An 8556-nucleotide genomic window follows, 5' to 3' on the forward strand; every position below is an offset into this window, starting at 1 on the left:
GCATCCGCTCCGACCACTGGCAGAGCTTCTACGACGTGCTGGTGAAGGACCGCCACCGGCTCGGCGTGCCGCAGTGGCTGGAGCAGCATCCGCAGGCCTACGCGCAGACGCTGGAGCGGCTGGTGCAGGCCCAACGCCAGGGCTACTGGCAGGCGGATGCCGCGACGCAGCGCGATCTGGCCGAGCGCTACCGTGCGCTGACGCGTGCCGAGCCGCTGGCGGCCGAACTGGCGTCGGTGCGGCGATGGGCCGATGCGCGGACCTTGCCCGCCGACCGCGCCGACGTTCGCGCACCGACCGGCATGCAGGCCGCCACCGCCGATGCCGCGCTGCCGGCCGTTCCGCCCGCTCCGGAGGCGCCCAGCGCGGCGGCAGCGGTGGAGCAGGGCATCCGGCTGGAACGGGTGCCCGACCCGCCGCCGGCGGTCGCCGCGGCAGCCGACCTGATCCGGTGGCTCGCCGCCGCCGTGCTGCTGCTGGTCGTCGCCGCCGGCGCCGCCTGGCAGGCCCAGCGGCCCGGCGCGCCGCGCCTGCGGGCCGTACCTGCCGCCTGACTTTCTTTTCTTTCCGAAAGACCCCCATGCAGATCGAGACACCGCCCAGCGAAAAACCGTACGACAAACCCGAGGGCGAACGCCGCGGCCTGGTGCTGGTGAATACCGGCGACGGCAAGGGCAAGAGCACCTCGGCCTTCGGCCTGGCGCTGCGCGCCCACGGCCGGGGCAAGGCGGTGAAGATCTACCAGTTCATGAAGGTGCCGACCGCGCGCTTCGGCGAGCACCGGATGTTCGAGCAGATCGGCATCCCGATCGAGGGGCTGGGCGACGGCTTCAGCTGGAAGAGCCAGGACCTGGAGCGCAGCGCGCAGCTCGCCCGCGACGGCTGGGAGCTGGCCCGCGCGGCGATCCTGTCGGGCGACTATTTCCTGGTGGTGCTGGACGAGATCACCTACCCGCTGATCTACGGCTGGCTGCCGCTCGACGGCGTGCTGCAGACGCTGCGCGACCGGCCGAAGGAGGTGCATGTGATGCTGACCGGGCGGCGCTGCCCGCAGGAGATCGTGGACATCGCCGACACGGTGACCGAGATGCAGATGGTCAAGCACGCGTTCAAGGCCGGCATTCCGGCCCAGCGCGGGATCGAGGATTAGCAGAGTGCATCCCCCCGAGCGGCTGCGCCGCTCCCCCCTTCTCTCGCTGCGCGGGAAGGGGGGCGATGCCTACGGGCCGGCGGAGCCGGACCGTGGCATCCCTGGACAGGAAACGCAGCGCCTTGTGGGCCGGGCGGCACAACATGGGTGACGGCGGCCTCGCGTACGCGCTGCTGCCGGCGGGCACCCTGCTGTGTGCGCTCGCCATCGACCGGCTGTGGGGCGAGCCGCCGGTCGCGCTGCATCCGGTGGTGTGGATCGGCCGCTACCTCGGCTGGGCGGGGCGGCGCATCGTGCCGGCGGAGCCGCAAGCGCGCGAGGAAGATTGGGGTGCTTTTGGCCTCGGAGCGCTCGCCTGGTCTGCGGGAGCAGCTATCGTTTTGGTAGCGGCGCTGCTGGCGCAGGCAGCGCTGGTGCGGCTGCCGTGGTGGGCGGCGCTGCCGCTCGGGGCGCTGTTGCTGAAGCCGCTGCTGGCCTGGCGCATGCTGCGCGACGAGGTGGCGGCGGTGGAGGCGGCACTGGCGGTATCGCTGGACGACGGCCGGGCCCGGCTGGCCCGGCTGGTGAGCCGCGACGTGACCCGCCTGTCGGCCGTCGAGGTGCGCGAGAGCGCCATCGAGACATTGGCCGAGAACCTCAACGATTCCGTGGTCGCACCGGTCTGCTGGTTCGTGCTGCTCGGCCTGCCGGGCGCGGCACTGTACCGGTTCGCCAACACCGCGGACGCGATGTGGGGTTACCGCGGGCGCTGGGAGTGGGCGGGCAAGTGGGCGGCGCATGCCGACGATCTGCTGTCGTGGCTGCCGGCCCGCATCACCGCGGCGCTGCTGATGGCCGGCGCGCCGCCGGCTGCCTGGCGCGCGCTGGCGGCCGAGGCGCGCCGCACCCCGTCGCCCAACGGCGGCTGGCCGATGGGCGCGATGGCGTTGCGGCTGGGCGTGCGGCTCGGCAAGCCGGGCGTGTATGTGCTGCATGCCGGTGGCCGGCACGCCACGGCGGCAGATACCGCCGGGGCCCTGCGGCGGGCGGGCCGCGCGGTGGCTGCATCGGCCGTCCTGGGCGGTCTGCTGCTGGCCGCCGGAGCGGCGCTGCGCTGATGGGTCTGGGCGGCCGGGCATCCTTCTTGTTACGTCGGCTGCAGGGCGCGCGGCCAAGATCGGCTGTCGCCGCACCGCCGCCCCGAGGAGACTGTTTCCATGTCCAACGAATCCCTGCAGACCCACCAGCTGGTCCGCCGCACCATGGCCCTGGTGCTGGCCGGCGGGCGCGGCTCCCGGCTCAAGCAGCTGACCGACCGCCGCGCCAAGCCGGCGGTGTACTTCGGCGGCAAGTTCCGCATCATCGATTTCGCGCTGTCGAACTGCATCAATTCCGGCATCCGGCGGATGGCGGTGCTCACCCAGTACAAATCCCATTCGCTGCTGCGCCACCTGCAGCGCGGCTGGAGCTTCCTGCGGCCGGAACTCAACGAGATGGTCGATCTGCTGCCCGCCCAGCAACGCACCGGCGAGGAACACTGGTACCGCGGCACCGCCGATGCGATCTACCAGAACCTCGACATCCTGCATTCCAAGGGACCGGAGTACGTGGTCGTGCTGGCCGGCGACCACATCTACAAGCAGGACTATTCGCTGCTGCTGAAGGACCATGTGGAGAGCGGCCGCGGCTGCACCGTGGCCTGCATCGAGGTGCCGCGCCACGAGGCGACCGCCTTCGGCGTGATGGCGGTGGAGGCCGACCGGACGGTGACCGCCTTCGTCGAGAAGCCGGCCGACCCGCCCGCGATGCCCGGCCGGCCCGACACGGCCCTGGCCAGCATGGGCATCTACGTCTTCAACGCCGACTACCTCTACCGCCTGCTGGAGGAAGACGTGCAGGACGCGGCGAGCAGCCACGACTTCGGCAAGGACGTGATCCCGAAGGTGGTGGCCGAGGGCCAGGCCTTCGCCCATCCGTTCGGGATGTCCAGCGTGCCGCAGCGCGAAGGCGTGGCGCCGTACTGGCGCGACGTCGGCACCATCGACGCCTTCTGGGCCGCCAACCTGGACCTGGCCAGCGCGGTGCCGGAGCTCGACATCTACGACACCGACTGGCCGATCTGGACCTTCCAGCAACAGCTGCCGCCCGCCAAGTTCGTGCCCGATGCCGAAGGCCGGCCCGGCATCACGACCAACACGGTGGTCTCGGGAGGCTGCATCGTCTCGGGCTCGCGGGTGGTGCAGTCGGTGCTGTTCTCCAGCGTGCGGGTGCGCTCGTACTGCGACATCGAACAGGCCGTGATCCTGCCGGACGTGACGGTCGGCCGCGGCTGCCGGCTGCGCCGGGTGGTGATCGACCGCGGCTCGGTGCTGCCGGACGGCCTGGTGGTCGGCGAGGATGCGGCGGCCGATGCGGCGCGCTTCGAGCGCACCGCCGACGGCGTGGTGCTGATCACCCAGCCGATGCTGCACCGGCTGCGGGCAGCCGCCGCCGCTGCCACGGCGGGCTGACCGTCCGCGCGGCGCAGCGGCCGCCGCGGTCGGGCCGTGCATGCCGTGCATCGGGGTGCCCGGCACGGGACAATCTCGGGTTTCCGCCATGACGACGCCCCCCGTGACCCGACCGCACGGCGGCCCCGGCAGCACCGGGCCGGCCCGCTTCGATTTCTCGACCAACGCCAATGCCGTGGGCCCGTGCCCGCAGGCAGAGGCGGCCGTGCGGCAGGCCGATGCCGCCCGCTACCCCGATCCCGCCTACGCCGCGCTGCGCGAACGGCTGGCTGCGCGCCATGGCGTGGCGCCGGGCCGGGTGCTGGCGGCCGCGAGTGCGAGCGAGGCGATCTTCCGACTCACCGCCCGGGCGGCGCAGCGCGGCATCCGCCGGGTGCGGCTGCCTGTGCACGGCTATGGCGACTACCGCGATGCGGCGCGAGCCTGGTCGCTCCAGCCGGTGAACGAGCAAGCCGGGGAGCGCGATACGGAGGAAGGCGCCGGCCTGCTCGCCTGGCACTGCGATCCGTCGAGCCCGCTCGGCCAGACGACACCACCGCCCGCGCGTGCCGACCTCTTCACCGTGCTCGACCGCGCCTACGCGCCGCTGCGGCTGGCCGAACCCGACCCGTGGGCCTACGCGGCAGACGGCATCTGGCAGATCTGGTCGCCCAACAAGGCGCTCGGCCTGACCGGCGTGCGCGCGGCCTACCTGATCGCCCCCCGCGGTGCGGAGGACGAGGCCGCCGCGCTGGAACGGCTGGCGCCGTCCTGGCCGGTCGGCGCCCACGGCGTGGCGATGCTCGACGCCTGGTGCGATCCGGCCGTCGCCGACTGGCTGGCCGAAAGCCGTGCCACCCTGCAGCGCTGGAAGGCCGCGCAGATCGCGCTTTGCACCGAACTCGGCTGGACCGTGCGGCCGAGCGACACCAATTTTTTCTGCGCGCGTCCGCCGGTAGACGACCTGCCGCGCTGGCTGGCCGCACTGCGGGCCGACGGTGTGCAACTGCGCGACTGCGCCTCCTTCGGCCTGCCCGGCGAAGTCCGATTGGGCGTGCTGCCGCCCGCGGCGCAGCAGGCCCTGGCGGCCGCGGCGCGCGCGGCTTCCGCTGTGTTTTCTGTGTCTGGAGATCCGTTTGTCCCCTGTGTCTGACCTGTCGCCCGTCCCGCTCGCGCTGTACTGGGATTTCGAGAACCTGCACGCCAGTCTGTTCGAGGAGCGCTACGGCGAGGGCGCCTACGCCCGGCCCGACAACCGCTTCCGCTTGCAGGAGCCGCTGGTGGACATCGAGGCGGTACTGGCGCTGGTCCGCACGCTGGGCCCCGTGGCGCTGCACCGCGGCTACTGCAACTGGCAGTTCCTCGGCCGCTACCGCGACACGCTGCTGCAGCGCGCGATGGAGCTGGTGCAGCTGTTCCCGCCGGGCGCCTCGGCCAAGAACGGCGCGGACATCCGGCTCTGCCTCGATGCGGTGGAAGACGTGCAGCGCCATCCGCAGATCGGCTGCGTGGTGGTGGTCAGCGGCGACAGCGACTTCATGCCGCTCGCGCAGAAGCTGCGGGCCGGCGGCCGCCGGGTCGTCGGGGTCGGCGCCCGCCGCACCACCAACCGCCACTGGGCCGCCGCCTGCGACGCCTTCCACTACTACGACGACTTGGTGCCCGCCGCAGGATCGCCGCAGGAGCCGGGCGACCGGCCGTTCGCATGAGCGCGGCCGCATGCCGCCGCCGTGCGCAGGGTCGCCCGTGACACGCGCCCGATGCGTGATGGTGCTCGGCACCAGCAGCGGTGCCGGCAAGAGCTGGATCACCACCGCGCTGTGCCGGCGCTACAGCGACCAGGGCCTGAAGGTCGCGCCCTTCAAGGCGCAGAACATGAGCAACAACGCCCGCGTGGTGGCGGGCGGCGAGATCGGCAGCGCGCAGTATTTCCAGGCGCTCGCGGCCCGCGCCGAGCCCGACGTACGGATGAATCCGCTGCTGTTGAAACCCGAGGGCGACACGCGGAGCCAGGTGGTGCTGCTCGGCCAGGTCGATGCGGCCCTCGGTGCGATGCCCTGGCGCGGCCGCAGCGCCCGCGTCTGGCCGCAGATCGCCGCCGCGCTCGACGCGCTGTGCGCCGAGAACGACGTGGTGGTGATCGAGGGCGCCGGCTCGCCGGCCGAGATCAACCTGCACGCGAGCGACGTGGTCAACATGCGGGTCGCGCGCCACACCGGCGCCGACTGCCTGCTGGTGACCGACATCGACCGCGGCGGCGCCTTCGCCCATCTCTACGGCACCTGGGCGCTGCTGCCCGCGGAGGAGCGTGCGTTGATCCGCGGGTTCGTGCTCAACAAGTTCCGCGGCGACGCGGCACTGCTGGCCCCGGCGCCCGCCATGCTGGAAGAGCGCACCGGCGTGCCGACGGTCGCGGTCGTGCCGATGCACTGGAACCACGGCCTGCCCGAGGAAGACGGCGTGTTCGACGACCGCGCCAGCGCCGCCGGCGGCGCACTGCACACCCGCGTGGCGGTGATCGCCTATCCGCGCATCAGCAACCTCGACGAATTCCAGCCGCTGAAGAACGTGCCGGGCGTGCGGCTGCACTGGGCGCGCAGCCCGGCGGACCTGCACGGCGTCGACTGGGTGGTGCTGCCCGGCTCCAAGGCGACCGCCGCCGACCTGGCGTGGATGCGCGCCCAGGGCCTGGACCGGGCGGTTGCCGACCATGCCGCCGCCGGCGGCCGGGTGCTGGGCGTCTGCGGCGGCCTGCAGATGCTCGGCGAGGCGCTGGTGGACCTGCACGGGGTGGACGGCAACGCGGCCGGCCTCGGGCTGCTGCCGCTGGTCACCAGCTTCGCGCCCGACAAGACGGTGCGCCGCACCGAGACCCGATTCGGAACATGCACTGGCGGCTGGGCCGCCTTGTCGGATGTCGGCCTGCAAGGCTACGAGATCCGCCACGGCCATACCGCCGAGCATCCCGCGATGGCCGCACAGGGCGACCGCGCGCTCGCCGTGCTGCCCGACGGCCTCGGCTGGCAGAACGCCCGCGGCAACGTGCTGGGGCTGTACCTGCACGGCCTGTTCGAAGAGCCGCGCGTCCTGCGCGCGCTGTTCGGCGCGGCGGCCCCGACGCTCGATGCCGTCTTCGACGGGCTGGCCGCCACCCTCGACCGCTGCTGGACCGATGTCGGCCGCGCCCTGTTTCCTTCCGACCCCCGCCTTCCATGATCCCGGACCTTCACGACCCCGCGCTCGCCGCCCGGCTGCAGCACCTGCTCGACAACAAGACCAAGCCGCGCGGCGCACTCGGCCGGCTGGAGGCGCTGGCGCTGCGCATCGGGCTGATCCTCGGCACCGAGGCGCCGGCGCTGACCGCGCCGCAGCTGCTGGTCTGCGCCGCCGACCACGGCCTCGCGGCCCGCGGCGTGTCGGCCTACCCGAGCGACGTGACCTGGCAGATGGTCGAGAACTTCCTGGCCGGTGGCGCCGCGGTCAGCGTGCTCGCGCGGCAGCACGGCATCGCGCTCACCGTCGCGGACTGCGGCGTGCGCCACGACTTCGCGCCGCGCCCGGGGCTGGTGGTGCGCAAGGCCGCGCACGGCACGGCCGATGCCGCCCATGGACCGGCGATGACGGCCGAGCAATGCACCGCCGCGATCGGCCACGGCCGGGCGATCGTGCAGGCCCTGCCCGGCAATGCCTTGCTGCTCGGCGAGATGGGCATCGGCAACACCTCGGCGGCCGCGCTGCTGCTGGCGCGGCTCGCCGGCTGCGACATCGCCGACTGCACCGGCGCCGGCACCGGCCTCGACGCCGCCGGCATCGTCCGCAAGACCGAGGTGCTGCGCGCCGTGCTGGCGCGCCACGCCGACATCTATGCGCCGCTCGACGTGCTGGCCGCGATGGGCGGGCTGGAGATCGCGACGTTGGTCGGCGCGGTGCTGCAGGCGGCCGAGGAACGGCGGGTGATCGTGGTCGACGGGTTCATCACCACCGCGGCGGTGCTGGTGGCTCTGGCGCTGGAGCCGGCGGTGGTGCAGCGCTGCGTGTTCTCCCACCGTTCCGGCGAGCGCGGGCATGCGCGCATGCTGGACCACCTGGGTGCCGAGCCGCTGCTCGACCTCGGTCTGCGGCTGGGCGAGGGCTCCGGCGCGGCGCTGGCGTGGCCGCTGCTGGTGTCGGCCTGCGCGGTGCTGCGGGATATGGCGTCGTTCGAGGCGGCCGGCGTGTCGCGCGGGAGCGAAGGCGGTTGATACTGCTATTGATGTGATAGCGTTCTGCGCAGGCAGGACCTGCGCAAACGCCTGTTTGGATGCTGAAAAGGGGCCGGTGGCAGCGCAACCGTACCGGCGGACCCGCTACGCCTCGCTCTGCGCCTGGTTGCGGCCGAGCGCCTTGGCGCGGTAGAGGGCCAGGTCGGCCCGGCCCAGCATCGCGTCGAGCGTGTCCCCGGGGCCGCGCCAGGCGGTCAGGCCGACGCTGGCCGTGCTGGCCGGCAGGGCGGTGTCGGACGGCCCGGCGCCGATCAGCCGTGCCGCGACGCCTTCCGCGTCGGCCAGTGCGGTGTCGGGCAGCAGCACCGCGAACTCCTCGCCGCCGTAGCGGCCGAGCCGGTCGTGCGGCCGCAGCACCGCGCCGATGCGTTGCACGAATTCGCGCAGCACCCGGTCGCCGACCAGATGGCCGTGCCGGTCGTTGACCTGCTTGAAATGGTCCAGGTCCAGCATCATCAGCGCCGGTCCGCGGCCGCCGCTGCCGCGCAGGGTGCGCTGCAGTTCGTCCTCCGATGCCTCCAGCAGGGCCCGGCGGTTCAGCACGCCGGTGAGGCTGTCGCGGTGGGCTAGGTATTCCAGCTGGGCCCGCAGCGCGTCGGCCGCCAGCAGCATCGCGCCGATGCAGAAGGTCACGATGCAGAAAGACAGTGCGCCCACGTACCAGGACTGCACCACC

General features: G+C 72.9%; 9 protein-coding genes. 8 read left to right on the top strand and 1 reads right to left on the bottom strand.

The window, feature by feature from the left end:
- From QZ500_RS15845 to cobT, 8 genes are all read left to right on the top strand, one after another.
- Nucleotides 1-554, top strand: a 554-nt coding sequence (locus tag QZ500_RS15845; protein WP_295856437.1) for a cobaltochelatase subunit CobN, incomplete at its 5' end; no start/stop codon positions are given.
- A gap of 26 nt (nt 555-580) precedes the next feature.
- Complete coding sequence (gene cobO, locus QZ500_RS15850) at nt 581-1150, top strand: cob(I)yrinic acid a,c-diamide adenosyltransferase (RefSeq protein WP_295856438.1); 570 nt, start codon at nt 581-583, stop codon at nt 1148-1150.
- A gap of 143 nt (nt 1151-1293) precedes the next feature.
- Entirely contained in the window at nt 1294-2247 is a 954-nt protein-coding gene (gene cbiB, locus QZ500_RS15855) for an adenosylcobinamide-phosphate synthase CbiB (RefSeq protein WP_295856447.1), read from the top strand.
- Between the two features lie 99 nt (nt 2248-2346).
- Nucleotides 2347-3639 carry a glucose-1-phosphate adenylyltransferase gene (gene glgC, locus QZ500_RS15860; protein WP_295856440.1) on the top strand — a complete coding sequence of 431 codons (1293 nt, stop codon included), beginning with the start codon at nt 2347-2349 and terminating at the stop codon, nt 3637-3639.
- Between the two features lie 88 nt (nt 3640-3727).
- Nucleotides 3728-4771: an aminotransferase class I/II-fold pyridoxal phosphate-dependent enzyme gene (locus tag QZ500_RS15865; RefSeq protein ID WP_295856441.1), complete on the top strand. Its 1044-nt coding sequence runs from the start codon at nt 3728-3730 to the stop codon at nt 4769-4771.
- The gene (locus QZ500_RS15870; RefSeq protein ID WP_295856449.1) at nt 4764-5327 is read left to right on the top strand and encodes an NYN domain-containing protein; all 564 of its coding nucleotides are present in this window, start codon (nt 4764-4766) and stop codon (nt 5325-5327) included. Before QZ500_RS15865 ends, QZ500_RS15870 begins: the two co-directional genes overlap by 8 nt.
- A gap of 58 nt (nt 5328-5385) precedes the next feature.
- Complete coding sequence (locus QZ500_RS15875; RefSeq protein ID WP_295856451.1) at nt 5386-6834, top strand: cobyric acid synthase; 1449 nt, start codon at nt 5386-5388, stop codon at nt 6832-6834.
- Nucleotides 6831-7859, top strand: coding sequence for a nicotinate-nucleotide--dimethylbenzimidazole phosphoribosyltransferase (gene cobT, locus QZ500_RS15880; protein WP_295856442.1), 1029 nt, complete (start codon nt 6831-6833; stop codon nt 7857-7859). The genes QZ500_RS15875 and cobT overlap by 4 nt, the downstream gene beginning before the upstream one ends.
- Nucleotides 7860-7964: 105 nt before the next feature.
- Here cobT and QZ500_RS15885 read toward each other — a convergent pair.
- Nucleotides 7965-8556: GGDEF domain-containing protein (locus QZ500_RS15885; protein ID WP_295856445.1), on the bottom strand; the 592-nt coding region annotated here is incomplete at its 5' end.

The organism is uncultured Xylophilus sp., from assembly GCA_913776965.1.
Taxonomy (GTDB): domain Bacteria; phylum Pseudomonadota; class Gammaproteobacteria; order Burkholderiales; family Burkholderiaceae_C; genus Xylophilus.

Bases quoted from the DNA above. Each gene is read 5' to 3' on its own strand.
- cobO (WP_295856438.1), top strand. From the start codon at position 581: ATGCAGATCGAGACACCGCCCAGCGAAAAACCGTACGACAAACCCGAG.
- cbiB (WP_295856447.1), top strand. From the start codon at position 1,294: ATGGGTGACGGCGGCCTCGCGTACGCGCTGCTGCCGGCGGGCACCCTG.
- glgC (WP_295856440.1), top strand. From the start codon at position 2,347: ATGTCCAACGAATCCCTGCAGACCCACCAGCTGGTCCGCCGCACCATG.
- QZ500_RS15865 (WP_295856441.1), top strand. From the start codon at position 3,728: ATGACGACGCCCCCCGTGACCCGACCGCACGGCGGCCCCGGCAGCACC.
- QZ500_RS15875 (WP_295856451.1), top strand. From the start codon at position 5,386: ATGGTGCTCGGCACCAGCAGCGGTGCCGGCAAGAGCTGGATCACCACC.
- cobT (WP_295856442.1), top strand. From the start codon at position 6,831: ATGATCCCGGACCTTCACGACCCCGCGCTCGCCGCCCGGCTGCAGCAC.